Annotated in this window: 17 protein-coding genes; 10 read left to right on the forward strand and 7 right to left on the reverse strand. The window is 69.6% G+C overall.

Translation table 11 applies throughout. The features are described 5' to 3' along the window. Window positions 1-38: 38 nt before the first annotated feature. Window positions 39-248 carry a hypothetical protein gene (locus WJ16_RS14995; protein ID WP_069257719.1) on the reverse strand — a complete coding sequence of 70 codons (210 nt, stop codon included), beginning with the start codon at window positions 246-248 and terminating at the stop codon, window positions 39-41. Between the two features lie 120 nt (window positions 249-368). After that, a complete protein-coding gene (locus WJ16_RS15000) occupies window positions 369-1,424 on the reverse strand; it encodes a LysR substrate-binding domain-containing protein (protein WP_069257720.1) in 1,056 nt (351 codons plus the stop codon). Between the two features lie 106 nt (window positions 1,425-1,530). Between WJ16_RS15000 and WJ16_RS15005 the strand changes: the two genes are divergently transcribed. Further along, entirely contained in the window at window positions 1,531-2,814 is a 1,284-nt protein-coding gene (locus WJ16_RS15005) for an MFS transporter (RefSeq protein WP_069257721.1), read from the forward strand. Between the two features lie 14 nt (window positions 2,815-2,828). On the opposite strand, the gene WJ16_RS15010 is transcribed toward WJ16_RS15005, so the two are convergent. Further along, window positions 2,829-3,467 (reverse strand): glutathione S-transferase family protein, encoded by a 639-nt coding sequence (locus tag WJ16_RS15010; protein WP_069257722.1) that lies wholly within the window; start codon window positions 3,465-3,467, stop codon window positions 2,829-2,831. Between the two features lie 111 nt (window positions 3,468-3,578). On the opposite strand from WJ16_RS15010, the gene WJ16_RS15015 reads away from it, so the two are divergent. From WJ16_RS15015 to WJ16_RS15025, 3 genes are all read left to right on the forward strand, one after another. Next, the gene (locus WJ16_RS15015) at window positions 3,579-4,499 is read left to right on the forward strand and encodes a LysR substrate-binding domain-containing protein (protein WP_069257723.1); all 921 of its coding nucleotides are present in this window, start codon (window positions 3,579-3,581) and stop codon (window positions 4,497-4,499) included. 251 nt (window positions 4,500-4,750) lie between these two features. Beyond that, window positions 4,751-5,032, forward strand: coding sequence for a hypothetical protein (locus WJ16_RS15020; protein WP_069257724.1), 282 nt, complete (start codon window positions 4,751-4,753; stop codon window positions 5,030-5,032). A 48-nt stretch (window positions 5,033-5,080) separates the two neighbouring features. Beyond that, a complete protein-coding gene (locus WJ16_RS15025) occupies window positions 5,081-7,198 on the forward strand; it encodes a phosphocholine-specific phospholipase C (RefSeq protein WP_069257725.1) in 2,118 nt (705 codons plus the stop codon). 60 nt (window positions 7,199-7,258) lie between these two features. Here WJ16_RS15025 and WJ16_RS15030 read toward each other — a convergent pair whose 3' ends face one another. Next, the gene (locus WJ16_RS15030; protein ID WP_069257726.1) at window positions 7,259-7,882 is read right to left on the reverse strand and encodes an RBBP9/YdeN family alpha/beta hydrolase; all 624 of its coding nucleotides are present in this window, start codon (window positions 7,880-7,882) and stop codon (window positions 7,259-7,261) included. Between the two features lie 329 nt (window positions 7,883-8,211). Here WJ16_RS15030 and WJ16_RS15035 point away from each other — a divergent pair, with 329 nt between their 5' ends. The 4 genes from WJ16_RS15035 to WJ16_RS15050 are packed head-to-tail and all read left to right on the forward strand — an operon-like array spanning window position 8,212 to window position 10,848. Next, a complete protein-coding gene (locus WJ16_RS15035; protein ID WP_069257727.1) occupies window positions 8,212-9,153 on the forward strand; it encodes a 2-hydroxyacid dehydrogenase in 942 nt (313 codons plus the stop codon). Window positions 9,154-9,179: 26 nt separating this feature from the next. Then, on the forward strand, window positions 9,180-10,112 hold the full coding sequence (locus WJ16_RS15040; RefSeq protein WP_069257728.1) for a hydroxymethylglutaryl-CoA lyase: 933 nt from the start codon (window positions 9,180-9,182) through the stop codon (window positions 10,110-10,112). A gap of 26 nt (window positions 10,113-10,138) precedes the next feature. Further along, entirely contained in the window at window positions 10,139-10,645 is a 507-nt protein-coding gene (locus tag WJ16_RS15045; RefSeq protein WP_069257729.1) for a YbaK/EbsC family protein, read from the forward strand. Beyond that, entirely contained in the window at window positions 10,642-10,848 is a 207-nt protein-coding gene (locus WJ16_RS15050; protein WP_069257730.1) for a DUF1289 domain-containing protein, read from the forward strand. The genes WJ16_RS15045 and WJ16_RS15050 overlap by 4 nt, the downstream gene beginning before the upstream one ends. 275 nt (window positions 10,849-11,123) lie before the next feature. Here the strand turns inward: WJ16_RS15050 and WJ16_RS15055 are convergent, their stop codons facing one another. Then, entirely contained in the window at window positions 11,124-12,026 is a 903-nt protein-coding gene (locus tag WJ16_RS15055; protein WP_069257731.1) for a DMT family transporter, read from the reverse strand. A gap of 112 nt (window positions 12,027-12,138) precedes the next feature. Here WJ16_RS15055 and WJ16_RS15060 point away from each other — a divergent pair, with 112 nt between their 5' ends. Beyond that, a complete protein-coding gene (locus tag WJ16_RS15060; RefSeq protein ID WP_069257732.1) occupies window positions 12,139-12,630 on the forward strand; it encodes an Lrp/AsnC family transcriptional regulator in 492 nt (163 codons plus the stop codon). Window positions 12,631-12,663: 33 nt separating this feature from the next. Here the strand turns inward: WJ16_RS15060 and WJ16_RS15065 are convergent, their stop codons facing one another. Then, the gene (locus WJ16_RS15065) at window positions 12,664-13,560 is read right to left on the reverse strand and encodes an alpha/beta fold hydrolase (protein WP_069257733.1); all 897 of its coding nucleotides are present in this window, start codon (window positions 13,558-13,560) and stop codon (window positions 12,664-12,666) included. Window positions 13,561-13,822: 262 nt separating this feature from the next. Here WJ16_RS15065 and WJ16_RS15070 point away from each other — a divergent pair, with 262 nt between their 5' ends. Beyond that, on the forward strand, window positions 13,823-14,782 hold the full coding sequence (locus WJ16_RS15070) for an NAD(P)H-dependent flavin oxidoreductase (RefSeq protein ID WP_069257734.1): 960 nt from the start codon (window positions 13,823-13,825) through the stop codon (window positions 14,780-14,782). 115 nt (window positions 14,783-14,897) lie between these two features. Here the strand turns inward: WJ16_RS15070 and WJ16_RS15075 are convergent, their stop codons facing one another. Continuing rightward, the gene (locus WJ16_RS15075) at window positions 14,898-15,860 is read right to left on the reverse strand and encodes a LysR family transcriptional regulator (protein WP_069257735.1); all 963 of its coding nucleotides are present in this window, start codon (window positions 15,858-15,860) and stop codon (window positions 14,898-14,900) included. Window positions 15,861-15,975 lie beyond the last annotated feature (115 nt).

Here is a 15,975-nt window from a genome sequence, read left to right on the forward strand (position 1 = left end):
GACCCACAAAAAGATGCGCGTATCGAGCAACAACCGCATCAGCGCCCTTCGAAAGCATCCAGCAGGTCATCGGGCAGCGGAGCGTCGAAATCGTCCGCGATCCGGGCCTGCCCTTGCAGCACGCCGAACCGCACGGGCGCATCGGCCGTCACGCGCCGATCGGCTGAAGCCCTGTCGCCGTGAATCGCGGCATCTGTCCTTTGACGCCGATCGACGTCGCTGCCGCCGGGTGTATTCGCGTCTTGCATGATGACCTCCGTTTCAAGTGAACCCCACTGTAATCAGGTTCACGCGATCGATCCATTCGACCGATCGGCAGAGGGCTTGCCGAACCGCACCGCAACCCACGGCGCAAAGCGAGCGTCTTGTCACGCCGCCAGCACCGCCCCCTCCGTCGCCTCCCGCACCGCCTGCTTCACGATCCGCGCGAGCCGATCGACGGTCGGCGTCGCCGACGACGTGCGCCGCAGCAGGATCAGCGGCAGGCTGGGCAGCGCCGGCAGCCCGCACGAAGCCGCATCGAGCACGCGCACCGACGCCGGCAGCCCGTAGTGCGAGCGCACCGTCAGCCCGAGGCCGGCCGCCGCCGCGGCCCATAACCCGGCGAGACTCGGCGTCGTGAACGCAACGCGCCAGGGCATGCCGGCGCGGTCGAGCGCGGCGGTCGCCGCGCCGAAGAACCGGCACGGCCGGTCGAACACGACGAGCGGCAGCGGCTCGCCCGGCACGGCCATCGCGCCGATGCCCGTTTCGCCGCGCGGCGCCTCCGTGTCGTCGGCCTCCGTGCCGCCGCCCGGCGTGCCGAAACCGCCCGCGCCCGGGCCCGCCGCGCCGACCCACTGCATCGGCACGTGCGCGATCGCTTCGCTGTCGACGCCCGCACGCGCCACCAGCGCCGCCGATGCCGGGTCGCCCCACACCAGCGCGAGATCGAGCTGGTTCGCGTCGAGCCGGTCGAGCAGGTCGGCATTGCGCGCGACGCGCGCCTCGATCCGCACCTTCGGATGCGCGCGCGCGAACCGCCCGAGCACGTCGGGCAAAATCGCCTCGCCGAAATCCTCCTGCAGCCCGACGCGCACCCAGCCGTCGAGATTCATCCCGCGCACCGCCGCGGCCGCCTCGTCGTTCAGCTCGATCATTCGCCGCGCATAGCGCAGCATCGCGTCGCCGGCGTCGGTCAGCGCCAGCCCGCGCCCGGCTTTCACGAACAGCGGCGTGCCGGCCTGCTCCTCGAGCTTGCGGATCTGCGCGCTCACCGCCGACGACGAGCGTGCGACGCGATCGGCCGCCTTCGCAAAACTGCCGAGATCCACGCCCGCGACGAGGCTGCGCAGCGCCGCCACGTCGAAGTTGGGCCGCACCCGTGCGGCATCGGCTTGCGCGAACGACTCGCCGTCGCCGCGCGGAACGTCTTGTCCGGACATCTCAACCATCCTATTTTATCGAACGATCCATCAAGAACTTTCCGATTTTCAGGATGAATGTAGGCCGCCAGACTGTCGATGTCAATTTCCAACCGGGCCTGCCGTCATGGATACCTCGTACGTCGCTTCCCCCTCCTCGCCCACCCGCGCTGCGCGCGGTCCCGCCCATCGCTGGCGCGTGCTGGCCGCCGGCGTCGCCGCGAACATGAGCTTCTCGGCGGCGGCGGCCGGCATTCCGACCACGGCCGTCTGGATGCGGACGGCGTACCACCTCGACAACCACGCACTCGGCCTCGTGCTCGGCGCGCTCGGCTTCGGCGTCGCGCTGTCCGAGCTGCCGTGGGGGATGGCCGCCGACCGCTTCGGCGACCGCCGCGTGCTGCTCGCCGGGCTCGTCGCGACGGCCGCGATGTTCGCGCTGATGGTGACCACGATCGTCCCGACCGCGCACGGCGTGCCGCCGCTGCTGCGCGTCGTCGCGGCGATGTGCTGCGTCGGGCTGCTCGGCGGCAGCGTGAACGGGTCGAGCGGGCGCGCGGTGATGCGCTGGTTCGGCGAGCGCGAACGCGGGCTCGCGATGAGCATCCGTCAGACGGCCGTGCCGCTGGGCGGCGGCATCGGCGCGGCGCTGCTGCCGTCGCTCGCCTCGCACCTCGGCTTTGCCGCGGTATTCGGCGCGCTGATGCTGCTGTGCGCCGGATCGGCGGCGCTGACCTGGCGCTGGTTGCACGAACCGCCCGCGGCCCCGGCCGTCGCGGCCGCCGCAGCCATCGCCGCGCCACGTGCGACCGGGCCCGCGCATCGTGCCGCCCCGCGCAGCCGCGGCCCGCTGACGAGCGGCCCCGTGTGGCGCATCGTGCTCGGCATCGGCGCGCTGTGCGCACCGCAATTCGCGGTGCTCACGTTCGCGACGGTGTTCCTGCACGACTTCGGGCGGCTCGGCCTCGCCGGCATCAGCACGGCGATGGTCGCGCTGCAGCTCGGCGCGATGGTGATGCGCGTGTGGAGCGGCCGCCATACCGACCGGCACGGCAACCGGCGTGCGTACCTGCGCGGTTCGGTGCTCGTCGCGGCCGGGTCGTTCGCGCTGCTCGCCGCGGCGACGGCCGGCAGCCCGGCTGTCCCGCTCGCGGCGATCGTCGCGATTCTCGTGTGCGCCGGCGTCTGCGTGTCGGCGTGGCACGGCGTCGCGTATACGGAGCTCGCAACGCTCGCGGGCGCCAACCACGCGGGCACCGCGCTCGGAATGGCGAACACGATCGTCTATCTCGGGCTGTTCGCGACGCCGCTCGCGATCCCGCCGCTCCTCGCGGCCGGTTCGTGGAGCGTGGTGTGGCTCGCGGCCGCGCTGGTCGCGGGCGCGACCTATCCGCTGTTCGCCGCGCGCTAGCCGCCGCGCTTGCGTCAGGCCGCTTCCCGCGCCAGCGCGCGCCGGGCGGCCGGTCGTTCGGCCTCGCGCTGCGCATGGGCGGTCCACGCGGGATGCCGCGTCATGTCGAGCCCGATCGCGACACCCCAGCGATACAACACGAACAGGAACGGATCGACGATCGAGTGGGCGCCGGGCTCGGCCCACATACGGCCGTCGGCCAGCGCCGCTTCGATCGTGTCGTTTGCGGCTTCGATCACGCCGCGCCCGTGCGTGCTGACGGCGCCGTGCAGCGCCGGATCGCCGATGAAGCGGCCCGGCCGCCACAGCGCGCCGTAGCCGACACCGTGCACCCAGCCGACCAGCCACGCGAGCCATTCGTGGCACCGCGCCTCGCGCAGCGAATCGCCGAGCGGCAGCAATTGCGCGTCGGGATGACGGCGCGCGAGATACGTGAGGATCGCCGGCGTTTCGGTCAGCACGCGCGGCTCGCCCGGAATCGCGAGCACCGGCACGCGCGCCTTCGCGTTGATCGCGAGATAGCGCGCTTCGAGATTCTGTTGCTGCCGCACGGAGACGATTTCGACGTCGAACGGCGCGCCGGTTTCCTCCAGGGCGATGTGGGCGGCAAGCGAGCAGGTGCCCGGCGAAAGATAGAGACGATATGCGTTCATGGTGGCGTGGCCCGACGGGCTGTGGGAGACGGAACCGAGTGTAGGAACGCGGGCCCGCGCGCCGCAAACGATGAATTGTCGTGCTCGGGCATTAGTGTTACTAATACCCGCATGCGACGCATCCACCTTCCTCCGCTGCAGACGCTGCGTGCGTTCGAGACCGCCGTGCGGCTGCAGAGCTTCACGCGCGCGGCCGACGCGCTCGCGCTCACGCAAGGCGCCGTCAGCCAGCACATCCGCGCCCTCGAGGCGCAGCTCGGCTATCCGCTCTTCACGCGCGAGCGCAACGGCGCGACGCCGACGCACGCCGCGCACGCGCTCGCGCTGCAGGTGCGCCAGGGCCTGAGCGTGCTCGAACGCGCGTTCGAGCCGGCCCTCGCCACGCGCAGCCGCCCGCGCACGTGCGACGTCACGCTCAACGTCAGCGTGCTGCCGAGCGTCGCCGAGCGCTGGCTCGCGCCGCGCCTGCCGCGCTTCTCGGCCGCGCACCCGCACATCGCGATCGCACTGCACCCGGAGGTCGCGCTCGCGCCGCTGCGCAAGCGCGACCGTATCGACGTCGCGCTGCGCTACGGGCCCGGCGCGTGGCCGGGCGTCGTCGCCGAGAAGCTGATGAACGAGACGATCTTTCCGGTCGCGAGCCCCGCATACCGCAATCGCGACGGCATCGCGCCACGCGCGCCGGCCGACCTCGTGCGCGCGACGCTGCTGCGCCATCCCGCGCAGCCGTGGGAACCGTGGCTTCAGGCCGCACGGCTCGACCTCACCGAATCCGCGCGCGCCCCGCGATTCACCGATGCGAATGCGCTGATCGACGCCGCGCTGAAAGGCCGCGGCGTCGCGCTCGCGCGCCGCTCGCTGATCGAACCCGAACTCGCGAACGGCTCGCTCGTGCGCGTGTCGACAGTGCGCGTGACCGACGTGTATGCGCACTACGTGGTGTGGCGCCCCGGCCATCCGCACGAAGCGGCCATCCGCACGTGGCTCGACTGGCTGCGCAGCGAGGTGCGGCGACGCACGCCGCGGCGCTGACGCAACGCGACCGGCTGCACACGGTCATCATGAACGGCGACGCTGCCGCATATGCGATCGCATCCACGTAAAAGCGCCCTGCCCGCATCCGCATCGGCAAATATTGCGTGCCGCCGATCGCGCGAAAGCACTTGGTCAGGATGTCGAAAGCATCGTGCGATCACGCGCCGGTCGCAAACGATTCACCGAAACGTCGCATCGCATCGGCATACTCGAAAACGTTTCCCGATCAGCCCGCCAGGAGAGAAGTCATGCATCGCGTTTCCGTCGTCGTTCTTTGTGCCGCCGCTCTCGTCGCCGCCTGCAGCGACGACGCGCCGCACGACGCACACGCGACCGACGCGTCGCAGCAGGCCGGCGCATCGGCCGGCTCCGCCAGCGCGTTCAACAACGATGCCGCCGCGAACCGCGCCGCGTCCGATGCCGCGCCGCTCGCGCCGCCCGTCGTGCACTACCCGCCCGATGACGACGACGACGCGAAGCCCGCGGCCAATGCGGGTGCGTCGAGTACCGCCGCGTCGTCGCCCGGCTGATCCCGCCGCTTTCATCCCCCGACCGCAGCAGAACCGAGGTGAAACAACATGACGTCATCGAGCCGCCGCCGTTTCCTGCATACCGTCGCACAATCCGCGGGCGCCGCCGTCGCCCTGAACGCCTTCCCCGAATCGATCCGCCGCGCGCTCGCGATTCCCGCCGCGCGCGGCACCGGCACGATCCGCGATGTCGAGCACATCGTCGTGTTCATGCAGGAGAACCGCTCGTTCGACCATTACTTCGGACACCTGCGCGGTGTGCGCGGCTACAACGACCGCTTCCCGATTCCGCTGCCGAACGGCAAGCCGGTGTGGTACCAGCCGTCGAAGGCCGATCCGTCGAAACCGGTGCTGCCGTTCCGGCTGAACACGCTGACGACGAGCGCGCAGTGCGTCGGCGATCTCGACCACTCGTGGTACAAGACGCACGCGGCGATCGACGGCGGCCGCTACGACCAGTGGCCCGCAAACAAGACCGACATGACGATGGGCTATCACGTGCGCGAGGACATCCCGTTCCACTACGCGCTCGCCGATGCGTTCACCGTGTGCGACCACTACTTCTGTTCGCTGCCGGGGCCGACGCACCCGAACCGTTCGTACCTGATGACGGGCACGGTCGATCCGACCGGCAAGTTCGGCGGCCCGCTGCTCGACAACAGCGACTATGTGGACGGCGACGGGCCGCCCGCGTACCAGCTGCTGTCGTGGACGACCTTTCCCGAGCGTCTCGAAGCGCATGGCGTGTCGTGGCAGATCTACCAGCAGGGCACGACCGGCAACGATCCGTACAACGGCAACTACGGCACGAACGTGCTGCAGAACTTCGCGAACTTCATCAATGCGAAGCCCGGTTCGTCGCTGTACCAGCGCGCGCAGACGGCGCGCACGCTCGACAACCTGAAGGACGACGTGATCAACGACCGGCTGCCGCAGGTGTCGTGGCTGTGCCCGCCCGCCGCGTTCTCCGAGCATCCGAAATACACGCCCGCGTACGGCGCGAACTACACGTCGCAGATCCTCGATGCGCTCACGTCGAACCCCGACGTCTGGCGCAAGACCGTGCTGTTCATCATGTATGACGAAAACGACGGCTTCTTCGACCACATCGTGCCGCCGCAGCCGCCGACGTCGGCCGCGCAGGGCGCGTCGACCGTGACGACCGACGGCGAGCTGCACACGGTCGTGAATCCCGGCCGCGGCGGCAGCTACACGGCCGACGGCCTGCCCTACGGCCTCGGGCCGCGCGTGCCGATGACGGTCGTGTCGCCGTGGACGAAGGGCGGCTTCGTGTGCTCGCAGGTGTTCGACCACACGTCGGTGATCCGCTTCATCGGCGAGCGCTTCGGCATCGACGAGCCGAACATCACGCCGTGGCGCCGCACCGTGTGCGGCGACCTCACCGCCGCGTTCGACTTCCGTTCGTCCGACGCGTCGTTCCCGCCGCTGCCCGATACCAGCCAGTACCGCTCGATCGCCGACCAGCAGTGCACGTCGCAGCCCGCGCCGACGGTGCCCGCGACGCCGTCGCCGGTCGACCCGCAGGAGCCCGGCGTGCGGCCCGCGCGTGCGCTGCCGTACGAACTGCACGTGAATGCGAGCATCGACGGGACGCGCCTGCGCATCGAGTTCGCGAACCGCGGCAACCAGGGCGCGCACTTCCACGTGTATGCGACGAACCGCACCGACGGCCCGTGGCGCTACACGGTCGGCGCGCGCCGCGTGCTGCATGCGGACTTCGACCTGACGGCGACGCACGGCGCGTACACGTTCGCGGTGTACGGGCCGAACGGTTTCGTGCGCGTGTTCTCGGGCAACGTGTCGGCCCCGGCCGTGCCGCATCGCAATGCGGCGCAGCCGGAAGTGAAGGCCGGCTACGACGTCGCGAACGGGAACCTGTACCTGAAGCTGCGCAACCATGGCGGCGCGCACGTCACGCTCTCGCTGACCGACAACGCATACGGCGCGCCGCCGCGGCAGGTCACCCTGCACGGCGGCGACGAACGCGTCGAGCAGTATGCGCTCGCGTCGAGCCACCACTGGTATGACGTCACGGTGAGCGACGGTGCGAACGGCACGTTCTCGCGCCGGTTCGCCGGCCACGTCGAGAACGGCCGGCCCAGTTACTCGGACCCGGCCGCCGTCAAGCCCGTCTCCGCCGTGTAAGCCCGGCGCCGCGGCGTGGCGCGGCCCTCGCCGTGCCGCGCGCGCCGCCTGCCCGACCCGTCAGATCGCGTGCGCGAGCGCGCGGTCGACGAGCGCGGCTTCGAAGCCGTCGTCCGTATCGCGAAAGCGCAGCGGCGCCGCGCAGTGGACGAGCGTGTCGATGAAATACTTCGCGCGCGGCCACGGCCCGAAGCCGGCCGCGGTGTTGATGTGCCCGGCGTCGCCGAGGTTCACGAACGCGCTGCCCAGGTGCTGCGCGAGCGTGCGCGCGTCGGCGAGCGGCATCCACGGATCGGTCTCGCTGCCGATCACGATCGACGGCACGGCGAGCCGGCGCGCGTCGAACGGCCCGGCGAACGTGAATTTCTTCGGACTGGCCGGCGCGACGAGCAGCACGCCCGCGACGTCGCCCGCATGCGGCCACTGCGCGAGCGCATGCGCGGTCGCGAGGCAGCCGAAGCTGTGCGCGGCCAGCACGAACGGGCCGCGTTCGCGGTCGAGCAACGCGCGTACCGAGCGCGCCCACCCCGCGAGATCGGGCGCGTCCCAGTCGTCCTGCTCGACGCGCAGCGAGCGCGGAAACTGCCTCTCGAGCCAGGTCTGCCAGTGAGCGCCTTCGCTGCCGTGCAGGCCCGGAACGGTCACGAGCCGCGGCGGCCATGCCGATTTGCTGCATGCGCGCATGATTGCCCTCGCTTGCCTGAAAACGGGATTCGATTGTGGCGCGGCGCGCCCGGCGGCCGAACCAATATTTTGTGCTTTGCTTTTGCGTGGCCCGGCGAGCGGGGGACGACCGCCCGCACCGGGCCGCCCCGCGTACCGGCGCGTTGCGCCGCGAAACCGTAGAATGTGGGCTTCCCGTCAGCTTCACACGGAACCGGGGCCGGGCGCCGACGCGCCGGGCGCCCGGTCGTCAGGAGACGCCCCATGTCCGCTACGCCCGCCGGCGCGCCGCGCCCGGCTTCTGTCGCCGTTCCCGCTGCGCGCGTCGCCCGCACGCGCGCCGTCGTCCGATGAAGATCCTGTTCCATTCCCCGCACCAGGAAGCCGCGGCGTGGCGCGACGAGATCGCGCAGGCGCTGCCGGAAGCCGAACTGCGCGCGTGGCAGCCGGGCGACACGGCCGCCGCCGATTACGCGCTCGTGTGGCGCGCGCCGCGCGAATTCTTCACGCCGCGCGACGGTCTGCGCGCGATCTTCAACCTCGGCGCCGGCGTCGACGCGCTGCTCGCGCTCGAGCGCGCGCATCCGGGCACGCTGCCGCCGCACGTGCCGCTCGTGCGGCTCGAAGATTCGGGCATGGCGCGGCAGATGGTCGAGTACGTGACGCACGCGGTACTGCGCTACCTGCGCCGCTTCGACGAATACGAAGCGCTGCAGCGCGCGCGCCGCTGGCAGCCGCTCGAACCGCATGCGCGCGCCGGCTTCACCGTCGCCGTGCTCGGCCTCGGCGTGCTCGGCACGCAGGTCGCGCTCGCGCTCGCCGCGCTCGGCCTGCCCGTGCGCGGATACAGCCGCAGCCCGAAGCAGCTCGACGGCGTCACGACCTTCGCCGGCGACGGCGCGTTCGATGCATGCCTGGACGGCGCGAAGGTGCTCGTCAATCTGCTGCCGAGCACGCCCGACACCGACGGCATCCTGTCGTCGCACGCGTTCGCGCGGCTCGCGCCCGGCGCGTATGTGGTCAACGTCGCGCGCGGCGCGCATCTCGTCGACGCCGACCTGCTCGACGCGCTGTCGAGCGGCCGGATCGCCGCCGCGACGCTCGACGTGTTCCATCGGGAGCCGCTGCCGGAAGACCATCCGTTCTGGCACGCACCGCGCATCACGATCACGCCGCACAGCTCGGCCGAAACGCTGCGCGACGAAGCCGTCGCGCAGATCGCCGGCAAGATCCGCGCGCTCGAGCGCGGCGAACATGTTGGCGGCATTGTCGACTACGCACGCGGCTACTGAACCGACAGACCAATCAGGAGACAACCATGACCTTCCCCACCTCCGTCAAGATCGTCGAAGTCGGCCCGCGCGACGGGCTGCAGAACGAGAAGACCTTCGTGCCGACCGACGTGAAGATCGCGCTCGTCGACCGGCTGTCGCGCGCCGGCTTGCGCAACATCGAAGCCGCATCGTTCGTGTCGCCGAAATGGGTGCCGCAGATGTCCGACGGCGCCGACGTGATGGCCGGGATCGAGCGCCGCGCGGGCACCGTGTACTCGGTGCTCACGCCGAACCTGAAGGGCTTCGAGAACGCGCTCGCCGCGCGCGCCGACGAAGTGGTGATCTTCGGCGCCGCGAGCGAGGCGTTCTCGCAACGGAACATCAACTGCAGCATCGCCGAGAGCATCGCGCGCTTCGAACCCGTCGCGAAGGCGGCGAAGGATGCGGGCGTGCGGCTGCGCGGCAGCGTGTCGTGCGCGCTCGGCTGCCCCTATCAGGGCGACGTGCCGGTCGCGTCGGTCGTCGACGTCGTCGAGCGCTTCGCGGCGCTCGGCTGCGACGAGATCGACATCGCCGACACGATCGGCGTCGGCACGCCGAAGCGCACGCGCGACGTGCTCGCGGCCGTCACGCGCGTGTTCCCGCGCGAACGCCTGTCGGGCCACTTTCACGACACCTACGGCCAGGCGCTCGCGAACATCTACGCGGCGCTGTTCGAAGGGATCGAGATCTTTCACGCGTCGGTCGCGGGCCTCGGCGGCTGCCCGTACGCGAAAGGCGCGACCGGCAACGTCGCGACCGAGGACGTGCTGTATCTGATGCAGGGCCTCGGCATCGACACCGGCGTCGATCTCGCGCAGGTCGTCGCCGCCGGCGACTTCATCTCGACCGCGATCGGCCGCGCCAACGTGTCGCGCGCCGGTCGCGCATTGCTCGCCAAGGCGCAGAGCGCGGCCGACGCCGCGAACTGCGCATGACCCCGGTATTCGACGGATTCCTCAACATGACGACACCCGCTTCATTCGATTCCCTCCCCGATTCCGCGCGACGCGTCGCGCTGCTGCTGCGCGAGCGCGGCCATGCGAAAGACATCGTGATGCTCGCGGAAACCGGCAAGACGTCGGCCGAGGCCGCGGCCGGGCTCGGCTGCTCGGTCGCGCAGATCGCGAAATCGATCCTGTTTCGCCGCCAGTCGGACGGCGCGCCCGTGCTCGTGGTCGCGAGCGGCGTCAATCGCGTCGACGAGAAGAAGGTCGCCGCGCAAGTGGGCGCGGTCGGCCGCGCGGATGCGAAGTTCGTGCGCGACAACACCGGCTACGCGATCGGCGGCGTCTGCCCGATCGGCCATCTCGTCGAACCGGTCACGCTGATCGACGCCGACCTGCTCGCGCTCGACAGCCTGTGGGCGGCCGCCGGTCATCCGCACGCGGTGTTCAACCTGTCGCCGAACGAACTCGTGTCGCTCACGGGCGCGCCAGTCGCGGACGTCGCGCTGCGGGAGCCCGCATGAGCGACGTGCCGGTGCAGGCCGGCACGGTCGGCTCGCCGTGCACCGACGTCTGCCGGATCGATCCGCGCACCGACTGGTGCGCGGGTTGCCTGCGCACGCGCGACGAGATCAAGGGGTGGCGCGCATCGGACGACGACGCGAGGCGCGCGTTGCTCGCGCAGCTCGATGCGCGGCGGCGCCTGCTCGCGCGGAGCGGCGCATAAAAAAAAGCCGTTCAGCCTGGCGGGCGAACGGCACGAGATCGGAATCCTGTGAACGTGATCAACGTCACAGCCCGCATCATACGAGCGACGCGACGGCATCGCATCGGGTGTTTCCCTACAACTTCTTACAGCATCTTTCACGCGTGCGGGCGCGCGGCTTTTCGCTCGCGCGATCCGTGCCGTCCATGCGTAGTATGCGTTCCCGACATGCGGATTCGACGCACCGCGGCTACGCGCCGCGACGCCCCGCGGCAGCGCCGAATCGCACGATCGTTTCAGTTCCCGACCGCCGCGCGACGCGCGGGCACGATGCGCCAGCCGAGATTCACGCCGGCCGCCGCGAGCAGGATCAGCAGCGCGCCGACCACCTGCGTCCATGCGAGCGTCTGGCCGAACGCAACGCGATCGACGACGATCGCGACGACCGGATAGACGAACGACAGCGCGCCGGTCATCGCGGTCGGCAGCTTCTGGATCGCGCCGTACAGCAGCACGTACATCAGGCCCGTGTTGACGACACCGAGCACGACGAGGTCGAGCCATTGCGCGGCGGTCGCCGGCAACGTGCCGAAGTGCGCGAACGGCGCGAGCAGCAGCACGCCGAGGCCGGCCTGCAGCAGCGCGAGCAGATGCGGCGGCGTGCCCTTCAGGTGCTTCGTGACGATCGACGAAATCGCATACAGGAACGCCGCACCGAGCGACAGCGCGACGCCCTCCAGATATTCGCCCGGCACCGCGAGCACGGCCGGCTCGACGCGCACCACGGCGACGAGCCCGACGAATGCGAGCGCGAGCCACGCGATCGTCGACGCGGAGATCCGCTCCCGGAACACAATCGCGCCGAGCGCGACGAGCATGAACGGCTGCGTGTTGTAGACGGCGGTCGCCATCGAGATCGACGCGCGCGAATACGCGGCGAACAGCAGCAGCCAGTTCGCGACGATCGCGACGCTGCCGAGCGTCGCCAGCGCGAGCATCCGCGGCGAGAACAGCGCACGGCGCAGGAAGCCGAACGCCGCGCATACGATCGCGAGCGTCGCGGCGCCGAACAGGCAGCGGAAGAACACGACGTTCGTCAGCGGCTGCTGCGACGACATCACGAGCCAGCCGATCGTGCCGGACATCATCATCGCGACGACCATCTCGGCGGCGCCGCGGCGGATTTCATTCGAAGCCATCGTGACCTCTGTTCAGAAGAGTGGATGACTTCGATTCTAGAAACTTGCTTTCGCGACAGCCACGGCTAAACTGAAGTAAATCGACCGATTCACCTTCGAAAGAAAAGCGATCATGCCGAAACGCCTTTCCCCGCCCGCCGTCGCGTCGCTCGACGCGACCGACCGCGCGATCCTCGCGGCGCTGGCCGACGACGCGCGCATCGCCACCAGCGAACTGGCCCGCCAGATCGGACTGTCGGCGCCCGCGACCGCCGACCGCGTGCGGCGGCTCGAGGCGCAAGGCGTGATCGCCGCGTTCACCGTCGAACTCGACCCGCGCGCGCTCGGCTACACGCTGCAGGCGATCGTCCGCGTGAAGCCGCTGCCGGGCCAGCTGCATCTCGTCGAGGAGATGCTGCGGCGGATGCCGGAATTCGTGGAGGTCGACAAGGTCACCGGCGACGACTGCTTCATCTGCCGGCTGTACCTGCGCACGATCGAGCACCTCGACGGTATCCTGTCGAAAGTGACGGAGCGCGCCGAGACGAGCACCGCGATCGTGAAATCGACGCCGGTGCCGCGCCGGCTGCCGCCGCTCGTCGAGGACGACGGCGCGCACCGCTGAGCGGCGGGCCGCGCACGCCGGCCAACCGCACGCTCAGGCGGCCGCGTCGCGCGCGTCGAAGAACGCGAGCAGTTCGTCGATCAGCGCGGCGGGCGCCTCTTCCGGAATGTAGTGCCCGCAGTCGAGCGCGCGGCCGCTGACGTCGCGCGCGACGCGGCGCCATTCGTCGAGCGGATCGAAGCAGCGGCCGACGATCCCGTTCTCGCCCCACAGCACGCGCAGCGGGCACGCGACCTTGTTGCCGCGCTCGAGATCCGCACGGTCGTGTTCGAGGTCGATCGTCGCCGATGCGCGGTAGTCCTCGCACATCGCATGCACGGCGCCCGGCTGCGCGAGCGCGGCGCGGTACGCGGCGAGCGCCTCGGGCGCGAACGGCGCGAGGCCGGCGGACCGGTTGCCCATCACGCGCTCGATGTACGCGTCGGTGTGCGCGCCGATCAGCGTCTCGGGCAGCGGCTCCGGCTGGATCAGGAAGAACCAGTGGAAGTACGCGGTCGCGAATGCGCGATCGGTTTTCTCGTACATCGCGAGCGTCGGCGCGATATCGAGCAGCATCATCCGCTCGACGGCGTCCGCGTGATCGAGCGCGAGCCGATGCGCGACCCGCGCACCGCGATCGTGTGCGCATACGTGGAAGTGCTTGAAGCCGAAATGCCGCATCACCGCGACCTGGTCCGCCGCCATCGCCCGTTTCGAATACGGCGCATGCTGCGCGTCGCTCGGCGGTTTGCCCGACGCGCCGTAACCGCGCAGGTCGGTGGCGATCACCGTGAAATGATTCGCCAGCGTCGCCGCGACGCGATGCCAGATCATGTGGGTTTGCGGATGCCCGTGCAGCAACAGCAGCGGCGGGCCCGCGCCTCCTTTGACACCGAAGATGTCGGTGTCCTGCACCCTCACGCGAAACGGTGCAAACGCCTCAAACGACATGGTTTGTTTCTCGTTGGTTTGTTATGGCGGCTATTTTAGGAGCGCGCGCGCATCTTCACAGCGCGGTAAGCACCGGAAACCATAGAAAGAGAACACTCACTCGATTGCCTGCACGCCGCACATTTTGTTAAGCTCGCGTAGAATCGCACGATCGTTCGTATTAATATGAACGAACGCGTTCGCAGCTACACTCAAATTACCGTTCGACCGCAACGCAGGGTATCGGCGTCAGGGCGCCGCCCCTCGAGACTGGAGACATCACATGGCCTTGCCCGCTGTCCTGCAGAACCTGACGCTGCCCGTCATCGCGTCGCCGATGTTCATCGTCAGCTACCCCGAACTCGTGCTCGCGCAATGCAAGGCGGGCATCGTCGGTTCGTTCCCCGCACTCAACGCCCGCCCGGCCGAACTGCTCGACGAGTGGCTCACGCAGATCCAGGCCGAGCTCGCCGACCACAAGGCGAAGCACCCGGACGCGGTGATCGGCCCGATCGCGGTCAACCAGATCGTCCACCAGTCGAATGCGCGGCTCGAGCACGACGTGCGCGTGTGCGTCGAGCACAAGGTGCCGATCTTCATCACGAGCCTGCGCGCACCGGCGCGCGAGATCGTCGACGCGGTGCACAGCTACGGCGGCATCGTGCTGCACGACGTGATCAACCTGCGCCATGCGCAGAAGGCGCTCGAAGCCGGCGTCGACGGGCTGATCCTCGTCGCGGCCGGCGCCGGCGGCCACGCGGGCACGACGTCGCCGTTCGCGCTCGTCGGCGAAGTCCGCAAGGTGTTCGACGGCCCGATCGTGCTGTCCGGCTCGATCGCGAACGGCGGCTCGATCCTCGCCGCGCAGGCGATGGGCGCCGACTTCGCATACATGGGCACGCGCTTCATCGCGACGCAGGAAGCGCACGCGATCGACGACTACAAGCACGCGATCGTGAACGCGAAATCGTCGGACATCATCTACACGAACCTCTTCACCGGCGTGCACGGCAACTACATCCGCGAGAGCATCGAGAAGGCCGGCCTCGATCCGGACGCGCTGCCGGAATCCGACAAGACCAAGATGAATTTCGGCAGCGACAAGACGAAGGCGTGGAAGGACATCTGGGGTGCCGGCCAGGGTGTCGGCCTGATGGACGACCTGCCGAGCGTCAGCGCGCTGGTCGAGCGCCTGAAGCGCGAGTACGACGACGCGAAGGCGCGACTCGGCATTCCGCGCTGACGGCGGCGGCGGCCATCGCGGCCGCCGGCACCGCGCATGCCGTCGGACATAAAAAAACGCGAACCGCAGCGGTTCGCGTTTTTTTCATCGTCCCGCCGCGGCGGGAACGGCACGCTCACACCGCGCGCTTCATCCGCGTGATCGGCAGCACGCGCAGGCGCGATTCGATCGACGGGCACAGCGACTGCCCTTCGAAACGCGCAGCCAGGAAGTCGACGAACGAACGTACCTTCGCGGACACGTGACGACGGCTCGCATAGACCGCATAGATCGGCGCCTCGTGCGGCGGCACCGCATCGAGCAGCACCGGCACGAGCCGGCCGGACTCGATGTCGTCGCCGACCACCTCGGTGCCGAGCAGCGCGATACCCGCGCCCGCGAGCACGGCTGCACGCAGCCCCTCGAGGTGATTCACGATCAGGTTGCCGTTCAGGTTCACGCGCGACGCGGCGGCCGCGTCGATCACCAGCGCGTCGAGCATCGTCGAATTCGAGTCGCGCCGCAGGTAGTTGTGATGCGCGAGATCGGCGATCGTCGCGGGCGTGCCGTGCTTTTCGAGATACTCGGGCGACGCGACCAGCAGGATGTGCGCGGTCGCGATCTGCCGCGCGACCAGCGACGACGATTTCAATCCGTTCGGCGCCGCGCGCACCGCGACGTCGTAGCCTTCCTCGATCAGGTCGACCACGCGATCGGACAACGTCATGTCGACGATCACGTCCGGGAACCGACCCGCATAGTCGGTGACGGCCTGCATCACGTGGCGCAATCCGAACGCGGACAGCGACGTCACGCGCAGCCTGCCTTGCGGCACCACGCTCGCGGCGCCGACGGCCTGCCCGGCTTCGTCGAGTTCCGACAGCGCCTGCACGAGGCGCTCATAGTATTCGCGTCCGGCCTCGGTAGGGGCGACGCGTCGTGTCGTGCGATGCAGCAGCCGCGCACCGAGCTGCTGCTCGAGATGCATCACGTGCTTGCTCGCCATCGCAGCCGACATCTGCATGCGTTCGGCCGCGCCGACGAAGCTGCCCACTTCGACGACGTAGCGAAACACATTCATGCTGACGAGGGTATCCATCGAACTAGCTCGTAATGACGGGGAATGGTCCAATTACGAGATAGGGTAGCAAAGGCGAGGAAACAGAAAGGTCAAGAAAGGCAAAACGGCGCCGCGGGTGGCGGCGCCGTTGTGG

The organism is Burkholderia metallica (genome assembly GCF_001718555.1).
Taxonomy (GTDB): domain Bacteria; phylum Pseudomonadota; class Gammaproteobacteria; order Burkholderiales; family Burkholderiaceae; genus Burkholderia; species Burkholderia metallica.

Bases quoted from the DNA above. Each gene is read 5' to 3' on its own strand.
- WJ16_RS14995 (WP_069257719.1), bottom strand. From the start codon at position 248: ATGCAAGACGCGAATACACCCGGCGGCAGCGACGTCGATCGGCGTCAA.
- WJ16_RS15000 (WP_069257720.1), bottom strand. From the start codon at position 1,424: ATGTCCGGACAAGACGTTCCGCGCGGCGACGGCGAGTCGTTCGCGCAA.
- WJ16_RS15005 (WP_069257721.1), top strand. From the start codon at position 1,531: ATGGATACCTCGTACGTCGCTTCCCCCTCCTCGCCCACCCGCGCTGCG.
- WJ16_RS15010 (WP_069257722.1), bottom strand. From the start codon at position 3,467: ATGAACGCATATCGTCTCTATCTTTCGCCGGGCACCTGCTCGCTTGCC.
- WJ16_RS15015 (WP_069257723.1), top strand. From the start codon at position 3,579: ATGCGACGCATCCACCTTCCTCCGCTGCAGACGCTGCGTGCGTTCGAG.
- WJ16_RS15020 (WP_069257724.1), top strand. From the start codon at position 4,751: ATGCATCGCGTTTCCGTCGTCGTTCTTTGTGCCGCCGCTCTCGTCGCC.
- WJ16_RS15025 (WP_069257725.1), top strand. From the start codon at position 5,081: ATGACGTCATCGAGCCGCCGCCGTTTCCTGCATACCGTCGCACAATCC.
- WJ16_RS15030 (WP_069257726.1), bottom strand. From the start codon at position 7,882: ATGCGCGCATGCAGCAAATCGGCATGGCCGCCGCGGCTCGTGACCGTT.
- WJ16_RS15035 (WP_069257727.1), top strand. From the start codon at position 8,212: ATGAAGATCCTGTTCCATTCCCCGCACCAGGAAGCCGCGGCGTGGCGC.
- WJ16_RS15040 (WP_069257728.1), top strand. From the start codon at position 9,180: ATGACCTTCCCCACCTCCGTCAAGATCGTCGAAGTCGGCCCGCGCGAC.
- WJ16_RS15045 (WP_069257729.1), top strand. From the start codon at position 10,139: ATGACGACACCCGCTTCATTCGATTCCCTCCCCGATTCCGCGCGACGC.
- WJ16_RS15050 (WP_069257730.1), top strand. From the start codon at position 10,642: ATGAGCGACGTGCCGGTGCAGGCCGGCACGGTCGGCTCGCCGTGCACC.
- WJ16_RS15055 (WP_069257731.1), bottom strand. From the start codon at position 12,026: ATGGCTTCGAATGAAATCCGCCGCGGCGCCGCCGAGATGGTCGTCGCG.
- WJ16_RS15060 (WP_069257732.1), top strand. From the start codon at position 12,139: ATGCCGAAACGCCTTTCCCCGCCCGCCGTCGCGTCGCTCGACGCGACC.
- WJ16_RS15065 (WP_069257733.1), bottom strand. From the start codon at position 13,560: ATGTCGTTTGAGGCGTTTGCACCGTTTCGCGTGAGGGTGCAGGACACC.
- WJ16_RS15070 (WP_069257734.1), top strand. From the start codon at position 13,823: ATGGCCTTGCCCGCTGTCCTGCAGAACCTGACGCTGCCCGTCATCGCG.
- WJ16_RS15075 (WP_069257735.1), bottom strand. From the start codon at position 15,860: ATGGATACCCTCGTCAGCATGAATGTGTTTCGCTACGTCGTCGAAGTG.